General features: G+C 65.7%; 15 protein-coding genes and 1 other RNA gene. 10 read left to right on the top strand and 6 right to left on the bottom strand.

Annotated features, from left to right (window positions below):
• Positions 1 to 99 precede the first annotated feature (99 nt).
• Positions 100 to 2,085 carry a transketolase gene (gene tkt, locus IC50_RS19925; RefSeq protein ID WP_035708468.1) on the bottom strand — a complete coding sequence of 662 codons (1,986 nt, stop codon included), beginning with the start codon at positions 2,083 to 2,085 and terminating at the stop codon, positions 100 to 102.
• A 369-nt stretch (positions 2,086 to 2,454) separates the two neighbouring features.
• Here tkt and IC50_RS19920 point away from each other — a divergent pair, with 369 nt between their 5' ends.
• From IC50_RS19920 to IC50_RS19905, 5 genes are all read left to right on the top strand, one after another.
• The gene (locus tag IC50_RS19920; protein WP_014439722.1) at positions 2,455 to 2,775 is read left to right on the top strand and encodes a DUF4164 domain-containing protein; all 321 of its coding nucleotides are present in this window, start codon (positions 2,455 to 2,457) and stop codon (positions 2,773 to 2,775) included.
• The gene (locus IC50_RS19915) at positions 2,772 to 3,155 is read left to right on the top strand and encodes a cell division protein ZapA (RefSeq protein WP_035708465.1); all 384 of its coding nucleotides are present in this window, start codon (positions 2,772 to 2,774) and stop codon (positions 3,153 to 3,155) included. Before IC50_RS19920 ends, IC50_RS19915 begins: the two co-directional genes overlap by 4 nt.
• 221 nt (positions 3,156 to 3,376) lie before the next feature.
• Positions 3,377 to 3,537: non-coding RNA, 6S RNA (gene ssrS, locus IC50_RS38660), on the top strand.
• Positions 3,538 to 3,786: 249 nt separating this feature from the next.
• Positions 3,787 to 4,383, top strand: coding sequence for a 5-formyltetrahydrofolate cyclo-ligase (locus tag IC50_RS19910; protein WP_035708463.1), 597 nt, complete (start codon positions 3,787 to 3,789; stop codon positions 4,381 to 4,383).
• Entirely contained in the window at positions 4,361 to 5,185 is an 825-nt protein-coding gene (locus IC50_RS19905) for a TIGR00282 family metallophosphoesterase (RefSeq protein WP_035708462.1), read from the top strand. Before IC50_RS19910 ends, IC50_RS19905 begins: the two co-directional genes overlap by 23 nt.
• A gap of 218 nt (positions 5,186 to 5,403) precedes the next feature.
• Here the strand turns inward: IC50_RS19905 and IC50_RS19900 are convergent, their stop codons facing one another.
• From IC50_RS19900 to IC50_RS19880, 5 genes are all read right to left on the bottom strand, one after another.
• Entirely contained in the window at positions 5,404 to 6,747 is a 1,344-nt protein-coding gene (locus IC50_RS19900) for a c-type cytochrome (RefSeq protein WP_035708459.1), read from the bottom strand.
• Positions 6,744 to 8,912, bottom strand: coding sequence for a xanthine dehydrogenase family protein molybdopterin-binding subunit (locus tag IC50_RS19895; RefSeq protein WP_035708457.1), 2,169 nt, complete (start codon positions 8,910 to 8,912; stop codon positions 6,744 to 6,746). The genes IC50_RS19900 and IC50_RS19895 overlap by 4 nt, the downstream gene beginning before the upstream one ends.
• Positions 8,913 to 8,920: 8 nt before the next feature.
• A complete protein-coding gene (locus IC50_RS19890; RefSeq protein ID WP_193374139.1) occupies positions 8,921 to 9,385 on the bottom strand; it encodes a (2Fe-2S)-binding protein in 465 nt (154 codons plus the stop codon).
• A 653-nt stretch (positions 9,386 to 10,038) separates the two neighbouring features.
• Positions 10,039 to 11,463 (bottom strand): methyl-accepting chemotaxis protein, encoded by a 1,425-nt coding sequence (locus IC50_RS19885; RefSeq protein ID WP_035708454.1) that lies wholly within the window; start codon positions 11,461 to 11,463, stop codon positions 10,039 to 10,041.
• Between the two features lie 108 nt (positions 11,464 to 11,571).
• Positions 11,572 to 13,320 (bottom strand): methyl-accepting chemotaxis protein, encoded by a 1,749-nt coding sequence (locus IC50_RS19880; protein WP_035708452.1) that lies wholly within the window; start codon positions 13,318 to 13,320, stop codon positions 11,572 to 11,574.
• A gap of 204 nt (positions 13,321 to 13,524) precedes the next feature.
• On the opposite strand from IC50_RS19880, the gene IC50_RS19875 reads away from it, so the two are divergent.
• The 5 genes from IC50_RS19875 (at position 13,525) to IC50_RS19855 (ending at position 17,717) form a co-directional block, all read left to right on the top strand.
• On the top strand, positions 13,525 to 14,271 hold the full coding sequence (locus IC50_RS19875; RefSeq protein ID WP_035708449.1) for a YebC/PmpR family DNA-binding transcriptional regulator: 747 nt from the start codon (positions 13,525 to 13,527) through the stop codon (positions 14,269 to 14,271).
• Positions 14,272 to 14,405: 134 nt separating this feature from the next.
• Positions 14,406 to 14,933 (top strand): crossover junction endodeoxyribonuclease RuvC, encoded by a 528-nt coding sequence (ruvC, locus tag IC50_RS19870; RefSeq protein ID WP_035708445.1) that lies wholly within the window; start codon positions 14,406 to 14,408, stop codon positions 14,931 to 14,933.
• 142 nt (positions 14,934 to 15,075) lie between these two features.
• Positions 15,076 to 15,693, top strand: a complete 618-nt coding sequence (ruvA, locus tag IC50_RS19865) for a Holliday junction branch migration protein RuvA (RefSeq protein ID WP_035708442.1) — start codon at positions 15,076 to 15,078, stop codon at positions 15,691 to 15,693.
• A 20-nt stretch (positions 15,694 to 15,713) separates the two neighbouring features.
• Positions 15,714 to 16,748 carry a Holliday junction branch migration DNA helicase RuvB gene (gene ruvB / locus IC50_RS19860; protein WP_193374141.1) on the top strand — a complete coding sequence of 345 codons (1,035 nt, stop codon included), beginning with the start codon at positions 15,714 to 15,716 and terminating at the stop codon, positions 16,746 to 16,748.
• Between the two features lie 99 nt (positions 16,749 to 16,847).
• Positions 16,848 to 17,717, top strand: coding sequence for a DUF6869 domain-containing protein (locus IC50_RS19855; RefSeq protein ID WP_035708435.1), 870 nt, complete (start codon positions 16,848 to 16,850; stop codon positions 17,715 to 17,717).
• Positions 17,718 to 17,902: the final 185 nt, after the last annotated feature.

Raw genomic sequence — 17,902 nt, 5'->3', positions numbered from 1 at the left:
CGCCTGCGAGGGTTTTTTAGGGGCGGACGCCCGGTTCGGCCGGGCGGTGCTTGATCATATGGGAGATTACGTAGTCCTTTTTTGGGGCAAGCTCAACTCTCAGGAAATGCGCTTCAGCACAGCGTTAACCGCGGCCTCGGCGGTAATGCCGAAATGCTTGTAAAGCTCCTTGGCAGGACCGCTTTCGCCGAAGGAATGCATGCCGATGAATTCGCCGTCCTGGCCGATCACGGCATCCCAGCCCCAGCGGACGGCGGCCTCGATCGCGATCTTGACCGGCGCATTGCCGATGATTGCGGCACGCTTGGCCTCTGGTTGCGCTAACAGCAGCTCGAGCGAGGGAACGGAGACGACGCGTGACGCGATGCCGCGTTCCGCGAGCTGCTTCTGGGCCGCGACCGCGATCTCGACCTCGGAGCCGGAGGCGAACAGCGTCGCCTTGGCTTCGCCCTGGGCTGCGACCAGCTCATAGGCGCCGATCGCGCAGGGATTGTCGTTCGGTGCGGTGGTGCGCAGCTGCGGCAGGTTCTGCCGCGTCAGCGCCAGCACGGTCGGACCGTCGACGCGGTTGAGCGCGAGCTCCCAGCACTCGGCGACCTCGATGGAATCGCAGGGGCGGAACACGCGCATGTTGGGAATGGCGCGAAGCGCGGCGAGATGCTCGACCGGCTGATGCGTCGGCCCGTCTTCGCCGAGGCCGATGGAGTCGTGCGTCATCACATAGACGACACCGGTGCCCATCAGTGCGGCGAGGCGCATCGCGGGTCGTGCGTAATCGGTGAACACCAGGAAGGTCGCGCCGTTCGGCGCGAAGCCGCCGTGCAGGAAGATGCCGTTCATCGCGGCGCACATGCCGTGCTCGCGGATGCCGTAATGGATGAAGCGGCCCTTCGGCGTCTTGGCCGAGAAGGCGGTCGCCGACTTCGCCTTGTTGTTGTTGGAGCCGGTGAGATCGGCCGAGCCGGCCAGGAATTCCATCGGCATTGCAGCCGCGATCGCCTCGATCGCCGCTTCCGACGATTTGCGCGTCGCCGCCGTCAATGGTTTCTCCAGCAGCTCCTTCTTGTGCGCCTTCAGCGCCTTTGCGAGCGACGCCGGACGCTCATGGCGCAGACGCCGCTCGAACTCGGCACGCTTGCGGCTGCCGAGCTCACTGATCCGTGCTTCCCATTCCTGGCGCGCCGAAGCGCCGCGGCTGCCGGCCGCGCGCCACGCCTTCAGCACGTCCTCGGGCACCGAGAACGGCTCGAGCGAGATGCCGAGATTTTCCTTGGCGGCCTTGAGCTCGTCGGCCCCTAACGCCTCGCCATGCACCTTCGAGGTGCCGGCCTTGTGCGGCGCGCCGAAGCCGATCGTGGTGCGGCAGGCGATCAGCGTCGGCTTGTTCGATTTTTGCGCGCGGGTGATGGCGGCGGCGATCGCTGCCTGGTCCTGGCCGTCGATCTTCTCGGCGGCCCAGCCCGCCGACTTGAAGCGCTTCACCTGGTCGACGGAATCGGAGATCGAGGTCGGGCCGTCGATCGAGATGCCGTTGTCGTCATAGAGCACGATCAGCTTGCCGAGCTTCCAGTGACCGGCCATCGCGATCGCTTCCTGCGACACGCCCTCCATCAGGTCGCCGTCGGAGGCGAGCACATAGGTGTGGTGATCGACGATCTTCTTGCCGAACTCGGCGGCGAGCATCTTCTCGGCGAGCGCCATGCCGACCGCGGTCGAGATGCCCTGGCCGAGCGGCCCCGTGGTGGTCTCGATGCCCTTGGTGCGGAAGTTCTCGGGGTGGCCGGGAGTGAGCGAGTCGACCTGGCGGAACTGCTTGATCTGATCCAGCGTCATCTCGGAATTGCCGGTGAGATACAGCAGCGAATAGAGCAGCATCGAGCCGTGGCCGGCCGAGAGCACGAAGCGGTCGCGGTCCGGCCAGGCGGGCGCGGCGGCGTCGAATTTCAGGAACTGGGTGAACAGCACCGTGGCGATGTCGGCGGCGCCCATCGGCAGGCCGGGATGGCCCGATTTCGCCTTCTCGACAGCGTCCATCGAAAGGCCGCGGATCGCGTTGGCCATACGGGTGTGATCGACCTGCGTCATGTCTGAAATCCGTCTGAAATGAGGCGCTTGGAGGCGATGTACGCCCGCGCGGGAGGAGCCTGGCGGCGACTGGAGGTTGGGGGCTGGGATAGCACCTCGGTTCCGGGAGTCCAAGGCGGTCAAACGCCGGTTTGGCCGTAAAAGTTGCCGGTCGAGATCAGTTTTCCGCCGGGATCGTGCCCGAAGGAATCGATCGATCGCAACCGCGTCCCGATTGATCGGTGCATAGTTTGGCGGCGGCGTTGCGCTGGGCTAGCTTGCTTTGTAAATTTCTGCTTCTAACCGCTTGCCGAACCGAGTCTTTTGCCGGACGGCAAGCTCCAGGGAAAGGCCACTGGGCAAAGGCCGCCAGGTTCCGCCGCTGACTGCATGAACGATCGCGTGTCCAATAGCTCTGCCATGACGGAATCATCCGCCGTCGAGATCGAGATTGCGACGCGCAGGCTCACGGCCGCGCTCGACGCGCTCGAAAGCGCGGTGGAGCGGCGGCGCGACGCAGACCGCGACGAGAACGAGCTCGCAGCGCGGATTCAGGCGCTCGGCGCGGACCGCTCGCGGCTCGCCGACGAGCTCGACGGCGCGCTGGTGAAGGCGCGCAAGCTCGAGCGCACCAATCGCGAGATTTCCGACCGGCTGGATTCCGCGATCGTCACGATACGTTCGGTGCTCGATACCGGAGAGGACGGATGAGCCACATCAACGTCACCATCAATGGCCGGCAATACCGCATGGCCTGCGAGGAGGGCCAGGAGGTGCGGCTGCTCAAGCTCGCCGAGAGCCTGGAGACGCGCATCCAGTCGCTGCGCGGAAAATTCGGCGAGATCGGCGATGCGCGCCTCACCGTGATGGCGGCGCTGACCGTGTGCGACGAGTTGATCGACGCCGGCAACCGCATCCGCTCCATGGAGCAGGAGTTGGTCGAGCTTCGGGATTTTCGCAACGCCGCCGTCGAACGCGCCAGGATGACGCAAACCGCCGTGGTGAACGCGCTCAACGCCGCGGCCGAACGCATCGAGAAGTCGACCCAGGTCCTGAACCGCACCGTCGGAGGCGGGATCGCGATCGGATAGGGCCACCCTCCCCTGGAGGGGGAGGGTCGATCGCGCGCAGCGCGAGCGGGGTGGGGTGATCTCTCCACTCGGGCAGTGTGCAAGGTGGAGAGACCGTCACCCCACCCCGTCTCACATTTCGCTGCGCTCAACGTGAGCCGACCCTCCCCCTCCAGGGGAGGGTAAGAAGCAGCACACTCGCCGCACTGGCGATTTGTCAGTACAGTTGTTACATTGCCCAAGCGAGGCTGCGACGTGCGTCAGGAGCCATATATCCCCGGGGCCTTATCGATCCTTTAGGGAACTGTCCCTGGCCGGGCCCGTGGGCCCGGACATATGGTGCCCACCTACTTTCGTAGGGAACTCCGGGATCGAGTGCTTCAACGGCGTTCGCGGCTTCGTACTGTTTTCTTCGTATCTGTCGAATTGCGTCCCCGACACGCTTGCGGTTCAGCTCAAGGTTCGGTGTCATGCCCCGGCTTGCCGTCTTCGCTGAAGCTTCGCCGGCCGAGCGCCGTTGTGAGCCCGGCGTAGCCTTGGCGGAGACGGGACCGGGGCATCCAGTACGCCGCGGCGTCGAGGTTCTGGAATTGGCGTCTCTGGAATACTGGATCGCCCGCATTCGCGGGCGATGACGTGGGGACCAAAGCGCATGTCCGCTTCCAAAGCCGAGCTCCGTGCCAAAGCCCTCGCCAAGCGCGACGCGCTGAGCGACAAGAAGCGCATCGCTGCGGCTGCAAAGCTCGCCAAGCGCGGGTTGCCGTTCGAGCTGCTGCCCGGCAGCATCGTCTCCGGCTATTCGCCGATCCGCAACGAGATCGATCCGATGCCGTTGATGCGGAAGCTCGCCGAGCAGGGCGCGAAGCTGGCGCTGCCCTGCGTCACTGCGCGTGGCCAGTCGCTGATCTTCCGCATCTTCCATCCGAGCGACCGCCTGATGCTCGGCCCGCTCGGCATTCCCGAGCCGTCGCCGGCGGCGGCCGAGGTCATCCCCGACATCATGCTGACGCCGCTGGCTGCCTTCGATCGTCTCGGCCATCGCATCGGCTATGGCGCAGGGCATTACGATTTCACCTTCGCGCATTTGCGCAAGACCAAGCACATCATCGGCATCGGGCTTGCCTTTGCGGCGCAGGAGATCGAGGCGGTTCCGGCACTATCGCACGACGTCGCGCTGGATTATGTGCTAACGGAATCGGACGTGTTCGATTTCCGGAGTTCTGAAGTTGCGCATTCTCTTCGTGGGTGATGTCGTCGGCCGTAGCGGGCGCGAGGCCGTCGCCGAATATCTGCCCGGCATGGTCAGGGACTGGTCGCTCGATTTCGTCGTGGTCAACGGCGAGAATTCGGCCGGCGGCTTCGGCATCACGGAAGCGATTTACCAGGAGTTTCTCGAGGCCGGCGCCGACGCGGTGACGCTCGGCAATCACTCCTGGGACCAGCGCGAGGCGCTGGTGTTCATCGAGCGCGCCGACCGCCTGGTGCGTCCGGCGAACTATCCGCGTGGCACGCCCGGCCGCGGCGCCGCCCTGGTCGAGACCAAGAACGGCAAACATGCCCTCGTCGTCAATGCGCTCGGCCGCGTCTTCATGACCCCGTTCGACGATCCCTTCGCCGCGCTCGAGCGCGAACTCGGCGCCTGTCCGCTCGGCACTGCCGCGGACGCCATCGTCGTCGATTTTCATTGCGAGGCGAGCAGCGAGAAGCAGGGCATCGGCTTCTTCTGCGACGGCCGCGCCAGCCTCGTCGTCGGCACGCACACCCATGTGCCGACCGCCGACCACCAGATCCTCAACGGCGGCACCGCCTACATGACCGACGCCGGCATGACCGGCGATTACGATTCCATCATCGGCATGCAGAAGGAAGAACCGCTGCGGCGGTTCACCACGGGGATTCCGTCAGGGCGTTTCGAGCCGGCCGCGGGCGCGGCCACGCTCAGCGGTGTTGCGGTGGAGACCGATGATGCAACGGGCCTCGCGCTGCGCATCGCGCCGGTGCGCGTCGGCGGAAGGCTGGAGCCGACGACGCCGAGATTCTGGTTGAGCTGAAGGTCTCGCGGCAAACGGCGCTGCCACCCTCCCCTGGAGGGGGAGGGTCGATCGCGCGTAGCGCGAGCGGGATGGGGTGATGTCTCCCCACGGGCAGTGTTCAATGCGGAGAGACCGTCACCCCACCCCGTCTCACATCTTCGCTGCGCTCAATGTGAGCCGACCCACGGGCGAGCTACGCTCGTCCCGGACCCCTCCAGGGGAGGGTAAGAGAAGCGCTACTCCGCCGTCTGCTCCCTCAATTCCGCCACGTCCTTCGCCGTCAGCTTCGAGCCCTTCGCACCGAACCGTGCCGTGACATAGTTCGCCACCGCCGCGATCTCGTCGTCCGTATACGCCTTGCCGAACGCGGGCATCGACAGCGCACCATCCGGCGTGTGGCGCTTGGTGCCTGAGATCACGATCTGCGCGACGTTGGTGGCGGCGGGGTCGTTGACAGCCCAGGTGCCGGTCAGCGTCGCCATCGGCGAGACCGGGCTCTCTCCGCTCCAGCCGTGGCAGCTGGCGCAGGCGCTGGCGAACACCTGCTTGCCACGGGCATCCGCTGTGATGCCGTCGCGGTGCGATGCAGGCGCGACGGGTGCCGTGGTGGCCGGCAGGTCGGGCGAAGCCTGTGGCGGCACGCTGCGCAGGTAGGCAACGATGGCGCGGATGTCTTCGGGGGTGAAATGGCTGAAGCTGTTGTCGACCGCTTCGCCCATCGGACCGGAGGCCGAGCCATGGCCCGGCGCATGGCCGAGCGACAGATACGAGATCAGATCCTGGTCGCTCCAGTTGCCGAGACCGGTCGCCTTGTCCGAGGAGATGTTGAAGGCGCGCCATCCGGCGGTGATCGCGCCGGCGAACTTCCTGCGGTTGTCCAGCGCGAAGCCGAGATTGCGCGGCGTGTGACACTCGCCGCAATGCGCCAAGGCCTCAGCAAGATACGCGCCTCTGTTCCACTCCGGGCTCTTCGAGGTGTCAGGCGCAAAGCGCGTGTCCGGGTTGAACACCGCCGACCAGAAAGTCATCGCCCAGCGCTGGTTGAACGGAAACGACAGCGTGTTGTCGGGCGCCTTGGCGCGTACGGCCGGCCGGCTGAACAGATAGGCCTTCACCGCCAGCACGTCCTCATCCGTCATGAACGTGTAGGACGTGTACGGCATCGCCGGATAGAGCCGCGCGCCGTCACGGCGCTTGCCGTGCTGGACCGCGTTCAGAAAGTCCTGGTCGCTGTAATTGCCGATGCCGGTGTCCTTGTCCGGCGTGATGTTGGTGGAATAGAGCGTGCCGAACGGCAGCTTGAAGGCGAGACCGCCGGAATACTGCTTCTCGCCCGGCTTGGTGTGGCAGACCATGCAGTCTGCGGCCTTGGTGAGATATTCGCCGCGCTCGACGATGCCGGCCTTCTCCAGCTTCGGCGGCACGCCGGTCGGCTTGCCCGCGCGGTAGTCCGCCAGCGCCACTTTCGTGCCGCCCGCGAAGTCGAGCGGGCCGGGCCCGCGGATGATGAAGACGCCGAGCGCCGCCGCGACGATGGCGATGACGACGATACCTGCGAGGATACGCATCTTGCCGCTCATGCCTTCTTCCCCGCAGCCAGCAGTTTCCGATCGATCGGCAGGCGCCGCAGCGCCACGCCGGTTGCGGCATAAATCGCGTTGCGCAGCGCCGGCGGTCCGGCATTGACGCCGGCTTCACCGATGCCGCCTGGCGCCTCGCCGCTCTTGACGACGATGACCTCGATCTTCGGCGTCTCGTTGATGCGCATCATGCGGTAGTCGTGGAAGTTCGACTGCTGCACGCGGCCCTTGTCGATGGTGATCTCGCCATAGATCGCCGCGGTCAGGCCGAAGATCAGCCCGCCCTCGATCTGCGCCTTCACGGTGTCGGGGTTGACCGCGATGCCGGTGTCGACCACCGAGGTGATGCGGCGGAGCGCGATCTCCCCGAAATCGTCGATCTCGGCCTCCACCACCGTTGCGATGAAGCTCGCGAATGACGGCTGCACGCAGACGCCGCGGCCGACGCGCGGAGGCAGCTTCTGACCCCAGCCGGATTTCTCCGCGACCTGGGCGAGCACCGCGAGCATGCGCGGGTTCTTGGTCAGCATGGACTTTCGGAACGCGATCGGGTCCTTGCCGGCCTTGCGCGCGAGCTCGTCCATGGCGCACTCGACCGCGAACACGTTGTTGTTGGGACCGACGCCGCGCCAGAAGCCGGTCGGCACCGACAGCGGCTCGGCACGGACATATTCGACGTGGAAATTGGCGAAGTCGTAAGGCGCGTCCACCGCGGCGTCGATCGCGTCGATGTCGATGCCCTTCTGGAACGCCGGCGGCAGCCAGCGCGCCAGCACGGCGGAGCCGGCGACCTTGTACTTCCAGCCCGCGACCTTGCCGTCGACCATCGACGCCGTGATCTGGTCACGATAGACCGGGCGGTAGACGTCGTGCTGGATGTCCTCCTCGCGGGTCCACACCACCTTCACGGGGTAGTCGACCTGTTTGGCGATCTTCACCGCGGCGATCACCATGTCAGGCTCGAGCTTGCGGCCGAAGCCGCCGCCGAGCAGGTGATTGTTGACGATGACCTTGTCGATCGGCAGGCCCGCGGCCTTCGCGGCCTCAGACTGCACGCGCGTCATGATCTGCGTGCCGGTCCAGATCTCGCAGGAGTCGGGCTTCACGTGCACCGTGGCGTTGATCGGCTCCATCGAGGCGTGCGCCAGGAAGGGCAGCTCGTAGGCCGCCTCGAACTTCTCGCCGCTCGCGAGCGCCTTGGCGATATCGCCGTCCGATTTTGCAACTGCGCCGTCCTTCTGGCTGGCCTTGCGCAGGTCGTCCCAGATGTCCTTGGTGGTGATTTGTGCGTTCGGCCCCTCGTCCCACTCGATCCTGAGCGCTTCGAGCCCCTTCTTGGCCGCCCACATGTGATCGCCGATCACAGCGACCACGTCGTCGAGCACGACGACCTTGCGCACGCCGGGAAGCTTCACCGCGGCGCTGTCGTCGACCTTGCCGACCTTGCCGCCGAACACCGGGCAGGCGGCGACGGTCGCGAACTTCATGTTGGGCAGGATGGCGTCGATGCCGTAGATGGCTTTGCCGTTGACCTTGTCCGGCGTGTCGAGCCGCTTCAAGGGCTGGCCGATGAGGACGAAATCCTTGGGATCCTTGACGGCGACGTCCTTCGGCGGCGTCTGGCCCTGCGCGGCCAGCGCCAGTTCGCCGTAGCCGAGCTTGCGGCCGCTTGCGGCATGGGCAACCTCACCCTTTGACGCCGTGCAGCTTGCCGGCTCGACGCCCCACTGGCTGGCCGCGGCCTGCACCAGCATCGCGCGCGCGGTGGCGCCGGCCTTGCGCAGCGGCAGCCACCAGGCGCGGATCGAATTGGAATTGCCGGTGACTTGCAGGCCGAAGGTCGGATTGCCGTAGAGCTTGTCGTCAGGCGGGGCGTGCTGGACCTCGACCTTGCTCCAGTCGGCATCCAACTCTTCGGCGAGCACGGCGGAGATCGAGGTATAGGTGCCCTGACCCATCTCGACCTGCGGCATGATCAGCACGGTGCGGCCGGCCTCGTCGATGCGGATGAAGGCATTGGGCGCAAACCTGCCGTCCGTCGTATCGCGCGGCTGCACCGGCTCGTTGACGGCGGCGCGCAGCGGCAGATGGAAGGCGAGCAGGAAGCCGGTGGCGAGACCGCCGGTCAGCAACGCGCGGCGGGAGACGCTGTGATGTGCATTCATGGCGAACCTCAGGACTGACGGCCGTTGGCGGCCTGCTTGATGGCCTCGCGGATGCGCACATAGGTGCCGCAGCGGCAGATGTTGCCGGCCATGGCGGCGTCGATGTCGGAATCGTCGGGATTCGGCGTTGCCGCGAGCAACGCGGCAGCCGCCATGATCTGGCCGGACTGGCAATAGCCGCACTGGATCACTTCGGCCTCGAGCCAGGCCTTCTGCACTTTCGCGCCCGCAGGCGTGTTGCCGACGGCTTCGATCGTGGTGACGGCGCGGTTCTCGACCGCACTGACCGGCAGCACGCAGGAACGCACCGCCTTGCCGTCGACATGCACCGTGCAGGCGCCGCATTGCGCGATGCCGCAGCCGAATTTGGTGCCGGTCATGCCGAGGATGTCGCGCAGCACCCACAGCAGCGGCATGTCAGGTGGCGCGTCGAAGGATTTCGTTTCGCCATTGATGGTGAGAACAGTTGCCATATGCATTCCCTTGTTGGGCGATCGCTTGCGGCGATCACTCGACGAATTTTGCGTGACCATAATCATATCGATGCGAAACGATGAAGCGTCGAAATTTCCGGCAATGCATATTTGCGCGAACGAGGCGTGAGGCCATGACATTCACGAATTTGTGCGGTGGTCGCTGCAAAGGTTCTGGGCTGATTGATATGATAATCGTCATGTTTTGACTCATTTTCGTCGCGTGCGCTATCGACCGCCGCAGATGATCGTGCAAATCCGCAAAATCATGCGATGACGAAAGTCGTGCGATTGGGAAAGTCGGGGACGGCGGCACGTCCTTGCTTGCGGCCATCCTTCGAGACGCCCGCCGTTGGCGGGCCCTCAGGATGAGGACCGAGTGTGCGGCCGTAGGTTTTGATGAGCATCGATGCGGCTTAGCCTCATCCTGAGGAGACCGCGAAGCGGTCGTCTCGAAGGACGAGGCCCGCGCTCAGAGCCCGCCAAGCTCAAATGCGTAATTTCGGAATAATAGCATTATGCCCCTGTTTTGCCCGACGAGTCAAAGCGCGCCGTGGCCTGCCGGCATAAGCCATTGATTTCGCACACCCCGGCTACTGTGCATGGGGTTGTTTTCGAGCTTTTTTATCTTCGGAGCGCCGTCGCGACGGCCGTCAGCTCTGGCGAAAGCCCATCCGGAAGGCGCCCCAGTGCTTGCCGCGGATCATGATCGGCGAGGACAGGTCCTTCATCAGCACGAACTGCCCGCCGCCCATGTCGCGGCGGTAGGTCTGGAGCAGGAACGGCTTCGTGTTGGCCGCAACCTTCTTCACGGTGCGGTCGGTGAACAGGCGGCGATTGCGGCAATTGGCGTTGTTCCAGACCGGGTCCTTGCCTTGCGGCAGCCGGTAGTTCGGATTGTGGGTCGGCAGATAGCCGCCCCTCGCCCAGGCGACGCAGAACACGATGCGGGGATCGGATTTCTGGATCGGGTCCTGGATCGCGGGCAGCAAGCGGTCGGTGAACGCGACGTAGTTGGTGAGGTACTGTTTCGGATCGGTGCCTGATATCTCGCGGTAGTTCTCGTCCATGAGCTGGTCGAGCGTGATCTCGCCGCGGTCGATCGCAGCCTCGAACTCCGCCGAAATCCGTTTCGCGGTGTCGACGACGACGCGGACCAGCGGCGCGTCCGACGTCTCCACGCCGCTGTCGGCGATCAGCGCGATGAGGCCTTCGGAGGTGTCGAGCAGCTTCGCCACCCGCTCGTCGGCGTTCTTGAGATCGCTGGAGGAGAGCTCGACGCCTTTTGCGAGCTCGTTGAGCTCGTTGATGACGGTGTCGCAATGCCCGAGATTGGAGGTCGCCGCGCGCGCGACGCTGTCGATCTCCGCTTCCACCGAGGCAAAACCCTGCTGGACGCGCGAGATGATGCCCGAGATCTGCCGGGCGCCTTCGCCGGCGGTCTTTGCGCGCTGCGAAGCATCGCTGCTTTCGCCGATCAGGCCTTCGATCTGGCCGTCGAGATCGCGCACGGTGTCGGAGATCTCATGCGTGGCCTGGCGGGTGGCCTCCGCGAGGTTCTTGACCTCGCTCGCGACCACCGCGAAGCCGCGGCCGGCGTTGCCGGCGCGTGCCGCTTCGATGGTCGCGTTCAGCGCCAGCAGATTGGTCTGCTTCGCGATCGCCTCGATCGAGCCGGATACCTTCGCCACCTGCGCCAGTGCCGAGCCGACGGCGGACAGGCGCGCCTCGATCCGCTCCACGGCTGCGACGAGCTCGGAGATATGGCTGACCGCGGTGTCGACGGCGCTGCGCGATTGCGCGATCTCGCCGACCGCGGCGGACGTCGTCGTCTGCACCGCCTGCGATGCGTTGGCGATGGCGTGGTTGGCCGAGACCATCGTCTCGGCCGTTTTCTGCAGGTGGTGGAAGCGTTCGGACTGGCTCGCGACGCGGCTCGCGACCTCCTGGACGTTGCCGGCGATGTCGGCGAGTTCCACGCCGAGCCCGCCGATGCGGTCGGCGAGCTGATCAATCAGCCGCTCGGCGAGGGTGCGGTTGGAGCCGGTGTCCATGACGGCAAGTTGTGCGACGGACATGTTCGATGAGTCCTCCAGTCAGAGCCGTTCACCGGCTCACGGCGGCATTCCCATTCCAAATTCGACCTTAAAGGATGATTCGCCGCCGCCGTCTTGCCTGAGCGCGCACTACAGCTTGTAGGCAGTGCGAAATCCGCCCCAGTGCCGGCCCTGCACGCGGATCGGGACGTCGATCTCGCGCATCATCACCGTGTTCCCGTTGCCCATGTCGCGCGCATAGCTCTGGACCAGGTACGAGCGCAGGTTGCGCGCGGCGGCCAACCCCGCCGGATCGTTGAACATCCGCCGGTTGCGGCTGTTGGCCGTGTTCCAGGCGACGTCGCCCGGCCGCTGCGGATGCGAATAGATCTTGTTGTGCACCGGCAGGAAGCCGTTGCGGTCGACCATGGCACAGAACGCCATGCGCGGCTCCCTCGCCAGAAAAGCTTCCTGGAACGGCGGCAGGGCGCGGTCGGCCCAGTCGAGATACTTCGTGCGGTATTGCTGCGGATTGGTGCCCGCGATTTCCACGTAGTCCGTATCGAACAGGTCCTCCGTCCTGACCTCGCCGCGCGCAACTGCCTGCTCGAATATCTTCGTCAGCGCATTGCCCGCCTCCATGGCACGGGTGACGAACTCCGTGTTCTCCTCATGGATCGACCAGAGCTTGTCCTCGATCTTCTCGCTGAGTGCGGCGTTGGGACCAACGAACTGCGCGCGGGCGCCGGCCTTGGATTGCTCGACCACGCGCAGGCGGCAGGCGCCGATGTCTTCGATGGTGCCTTCGACCATCGCTTGCGGTGCGAGCCTTCCCGCATCCGCGCCGCCGATCAGCACCCCTTCCATCGCGATTTCATAGACCGGCATCACCCCGCGCGGCGTCTCGAACTTGAGATGGCAGGGCAGCCGCTCGGTCTTGCGGCGGTCGTCGTGCTCGCTATGGCCGAGCAGCACGGCGCAGCGCGATTTCAGCTTTTGGGCAAAGGTGGTGACGGCCTTGCCGGCACTTGCGACGCTCTCGCCATGGGTCTCGGCCGCCTTGGTCGCGGCATCGATCTCGGCCGCGCTCTCGCCGACCGAGATGATGAACTCCGAGGCGCTGGCGGCATTGCCGGAGACTTCGCTGGTCGTGGCGTTCTGCTCGGCCACCGCGCCGTTGACGGTGTCGAACACCGGGCGGATCGCCTCGATCGCCTGCGAAATGCGGTGCACGGCATCAGCGGAGCCGGCGGCGTCGCGCTGGAGCGCGTCGATCTTCCTGGTGATTTCTTCCGTGGCTCCTTGCGTCTGCACCGCGAGCGCCTTGACCTCGGTGGCGACGACCGCAAAGCCTCTGCCCGCATCGCCGGCGCGCGCGGCCTCGATGGTCGAGTTGAGCGCGAGCAGCGTCGTCTGCCGCGCGATCTGCGCGATCAGGTTGACGACATTGCTGATCGCGGCGGAGGATTCACGCAGGCGGTCGACATTGGCGCGGGCTTCCTGCGCCGCGGCGCTGGCCTCGTCGGCGAGCTTGCCGGCATTGCGGACCTGCGCGCCGATGCCTTGCGCGGACTGGGTGAACTTGTCGGCGGCATGGGCGAAGGTGGAGGCGGTCGACTGCGCCGCGTTGGTCCGGCCGGTCAGCGCATCGGTGCGGTCGCGAATGGCGGCCAGCGTCGCGGCGGTCGCCTCGGCGCCGCCGGCGACGGAATTGGCGGCACGCTCGAGCTGGCGGATCATCGCGCCGAGCTCGAGTTCCAGCAGTTCCAGGATTTCCCGGGCCGAATCACCTTCGGCGCTCGGGGCGGGCGCGGAATGGGCCGCCGGCTGCGGAGCCTCTGGGACTGCCGCAGGCGCAGCCTGGTCCGGCAGACGCTTCCGAAATAGTCCGAACGCCATCGGCTCTCTCTTGTCGGGGGACGGTCGGGCGCTATTTTCGCAGCCCGGAATGAAATCAGGGTTAACGGTGCCTGACCTCTAGGCAGGGGCCACTACGGTGTTACCTTAAAGTCGCAGAGCCTCTTTCATTCCGGTGGGTTGGCGGCCTATAAGGCCGCGCTTCCCACGCTCACCTTGGCGCACGATTCCTTTACGAGACCACGCATGGCCGGACATTCCCAATTCAAGAACATCATGCACCGCAAGGGGCGGCAGGATGCCCAGAAGTCGAAGCTGTTCGGCAAGCTGGCGCGGGAAATCACCGTCGCCGCCAAGCTGGGGACCCCCGACCCCGCCATGAATCCGCGCCTGCGCGCCGCCGTGATCGCCGCGCGCCAGGAGAACATGCCGAAGGACAATATCGAGCGCGCCATCAAGAAGGCGCTCGGTAGCGACGGCGAGAATTATGACGAGATCCGCTACGAGGGCTATGGCCCCGGCGGCGTCGCCGTCATCGTCGAGGCGCTGACCGACAACCGCAACCGCGCCGCCTCCGACATCCGCTCCTTCTTCACCAAGTCCGGCGGCAATCTCGGTGAAACCGGCTCGGTGTCCTTCATGTTCGACCGCACCGGCATCATCGAATACGACCGCAGCGTCGCCTCCGACGATGCGGTGCTGGATGCCGCAATCGAAGCCGGCGCCGACGACGTGATCTCGGGCGAGAACGGCCACGAGATCTACGCCTCGACCGAAGGCTATCGCGACGTCGCCAAGGCGCTGGAAGCCAAGTTCGGCGAGCCGCGCAAGGCCGCGCTCATCTGGAAGCCGCAGAACACGGTCGCCGTCGACGACGAGACCGGCGAGAAGCTGCTCAAGCTGATGGACCTGCTCAACGAGCATGACGACGTTCAGAACGTCTACGCCAATTTCGAGGTGTCGGACGCGCTGATGGCGAAGATGGGCGGCTGACGCCGTTCTCGTGTCCCGGACGCGCTGCAGCGTGAAGCGCTGCTGCGCTGAACCGGGGCCCGAGACCGCCTTTCCCCTGTTACTTCCGTTCTGTTTCTGTTTCCCCCGCGGCAGCCAGCCGCTATCACTGGCCCATGACTGCGCTCCCGATTCGTGGCCCCGTCCGCATCATCGGCATCGACCCCGGCCTGCGCCGCACCGGCTGGGGCGTGATCGAGGCCGAGGGCAATCGCCTGATCTACGTCGCCTGCGGTTCGGTGGAGCCGCCGGACGATCTGCCGCTGTCGAGGCGCCTGCTCGCGATCCATGAAGGGCTCGCGGCCGTGCTCTCGAGCCACCAGCCGGTCGAGGCCGCCGTCGAGCAGACCTTCGTCAACAAGGACGGCGTTGCGACGCTGAAGCTTGGCCAGGCCCGCGGCGTCGCCATGCTGGCGCCCGCAATGTTCGGCATCAGTGTCGCCGAATATGCGCCGAACCAGGTCAAGAAGACGGTGGTCGGCGCCGGTCACGCCGACAAGCAACAGATCGCGATGATGCTGAAGATATTGCTGCCCAAGGCCGAACCGCCGTCGGCGGATGCCGCCGACGCGCTCGCCATCGCCATTACCCACGCCCATCATCGCCAGAGCACGGCGCTCCGGCTGAAGGTGGTGGGGATATGATCGATCGTCGTCCATCGCCGCCGTCATGCCCGGACTTGTTCCGGGCATCCACGTTCTTTGTTGCCGGGGTCAAAGACGTGGATGGCCGGGTCAAGCCCGGCCATGACGAAAGAGAAGTGTCTGCCGCGACCGGGGACCGGAGATGATCGGCAAGCTCAAGGGCCTGATCGATTCCTACGGCGAGGATTTCGTCATCCTCGACGTCGGCGGCGTCGGCTATCAGGTGCACTGCTCCTCGCGCACCTTGCAGCACCTGCCCTCGCCGGGCGAGGCCGCTGTGCTGTCGATCGAGACCTATGTCCGCGAGGACCAGATCAAGCTGTTCGGCTTCCGCACCGACCAGGAGCGCGAATGGTTTCGCCTGCTCCAGACCGTGCAGGGCGTCGGCGCCAAGGTCGCGCTCGCCGTGCTCGGCACGCTACAGCCTTCCGATCTCGCCAACGCCATTGCGCTGCGCGACAAGGCCGCGGTGGCGCGCACGCCCGGCGTCGGCCCCAAGGTCGCCGAGCGCATCGTCACCGAATTGAAGGACAAGGCGCCGGCCTTCGCCAATGTCGATCCGGCCGTCGTGCATCTCGCCGGCGCCGTCGACGACCAGCGCGCGCCGCGCCCCGTGGCGGATGCGATCTCCGCGCTGGTCAATCTGGGCTACGGCCAGCCGCAGGCGGCCGCGGCGATTGCGTCGGCCTCGCGTAATGCGGGCGAAAATGCCGAGACAGCCCAGCTCATCCGCCTTGGCCTGAAGGAGCTCGCCAAGTGAGCGATCCCAAGGCTAGCCGCATGGTCTCGCCGGAGCGCCGCAGCGACGATGTCGGCGACACCGCGCTGCGTCCGCAGTCGCTGTCCGACTTCGTCGGCCAGCAGCAAGCGCGCAAGAACCTCTCCATTTTCATCGAGGCGGCGCGCAAGCGCGGCGAGGCGCTGGATCACGTGCTGTTCGTCGGCCCGCCCGGTCTCGGCAAGACCACGCTGGCGCAGATCGTGGCCAAGGAACTCGGCGTCGGCTTTCGCGCCACGTCGGGACCGGTGATCGCCAAGGCCGGCGATCTCGCCGCGCTGCTGACCAATCTCGAAGAGCGCGACGTGCTCTTCATCGACGAGATCCATCGCCTCAGCCCAGCGGTGGAAGAAGTGCTCTATCCCGCGATGGAGGATTTCCAGCTCGACCTCATCATCGGCGAGGGCCCGGCGGCGCGCTCGGTGAAGATCGAGCTGTCGAAATTCACCCTGGTCGGCGCCACCACGCGCGCAGGCCTGCTCACCAATCCCTTGCGCGACCGCTTCGGCATCCCTGTGCGGCTGAATTTCTACACGATCGAGGAATTGGAGAGCATTGTCACCCGCGGCGCGCGCGTGCTCAATGTCGGCATGAGCGCCGACGGCGCCAACGAGATCGCACGCCGCGCCCGCGGCACGCCGCGCATCGCCGGCCGTCTGCTCAGGCGTGTGCGCGATTTCGCCTCGGCGGCCGATGCCGACAAGATCGACCGTGAGATCGCCGACCACGCGCTGAGTGCGCTCGAGGTCGATGCCGCAGGGCTCGACGCGATGGACCGCCGCTATCTCACGACCATCGCGACGAATTATGGCGGCGGCCCGGTGGGCGTCGAGACCATGGCCGCAGCGCTGTCCGAGCCGCGCGACGCGATCGAGGACATCATCGAGCCATATCTCATTCAGTGCGGCTATCTGCAGCGAACCCCGCGCGGCCGGCTGCTGACGTCGCACGCCTTCCGCCATCTCGGTATTGCCGAACCTACGCGCGACCCGGCCCAGTTTGGCCTGTTCGGCACGGATCAGTCCGAGGACGACTGACTGCCGCAAGCGGTGAACCCGCTGCTTCAATCCCATCACTAATCCGAAAGTGTGGCGAACGAGCATCGCCGCTCACGCACACGGATTGGAGTGAGAAGAATGGGGCTGACGGACGACACTGGACTGCTCGAGGTCATCGCGGCCGCGCCGCAACTGCGCACGCCTGATCAGACCGAGGCGTTCCTGGACCCGATGCCGCCCGGTGAGCTGGCGTCGATGTGGTGCGCGCTTCAACGCGTCAGCCGGCGCGACCAGGTCGGCAGCATCTGGGCCTTGAAGCTCTATTTCGATCGTCTGCCGCACCGCCGGCCGCAACAAGCGCTCGACCTCGTGCTGGCAGTGCTCAAGACCGAGGCCGACAAGCCGACGGTGATGCAGCTCGATGACAAGTTCCTGCTGGCGCTGCTCTATGCGCATGGCGAGGCGGTGATCGCACGCATCGAGCACGAGGCCGCGCACAATGACCGGCTGCGCTGGTTGCTGGGTGGCGTGCTTGTCGATCCCGACGATCCCTTGATGTCGCGTATTGCAGGACTTGCCGACAGCGAGGCCTGGCAGGCCGATCGTCTGGCGCAACGCACGCCGCGCGAGCCGCTCGATTGCGCAAATATGTCCACCGCCGAACTTGCCCGCGTCTGGGTCGAGCAATATTCCAAGTCTGAGCGCGACCAGGACGACAATCTGTTCGCGATCATGGATTTCGAACGCGACCTGCGCGAGGATGATCCCGACCGAATGATCGACCTGATCCTGGAGATCCTGAAGATGGAAGCCAATCCGGTGCTGCTGTCGTTGCTGGCCGCAGGTCCGCTCGAAGATGTGATCAGCGCCGGGACGATCGACCGCATCGAGCGCGAGGCGCGTGTCAATGAACGTTTTCGCGATCTGCTCGGCGGTGTCTGGTACTACCGCGCGTCGGACGAACTGAAGATGCGGCTGGATGCGCTGGTCGGCGAGAGCCGCTGGTGATGCCCGTGCAGGCGTCTGCACGAGGATGCAGACGATCTGCACGCGCATCCCAATTCCGCTTCAATCGCATCGCATCGAGAAGCTGCACTAGAAACGAGCTTCCATGATCACGCGCCGTCATCTCATCCGTTCCATCGGCGGCCTGTCCGCCCTCGGCGTCTCGACCGCCGCCTATGGCGTCGGCG

This window comes from Bradyrhizobium genomosp. I (2014), from assembly GCF_000261685.1.
In the GTDB taxonomy this organism is placed as follows: domain Bacteria; phylum Pseudomonadota; class Alphaproteobacteria; order Rhizobiales; family Xanthobacteraceae; genus Bradyrhizobium.
Note: the sequence above shows the minus strand (reverse complement) of the source record. Positions and strands in the feature narration are given on the sequence as shown.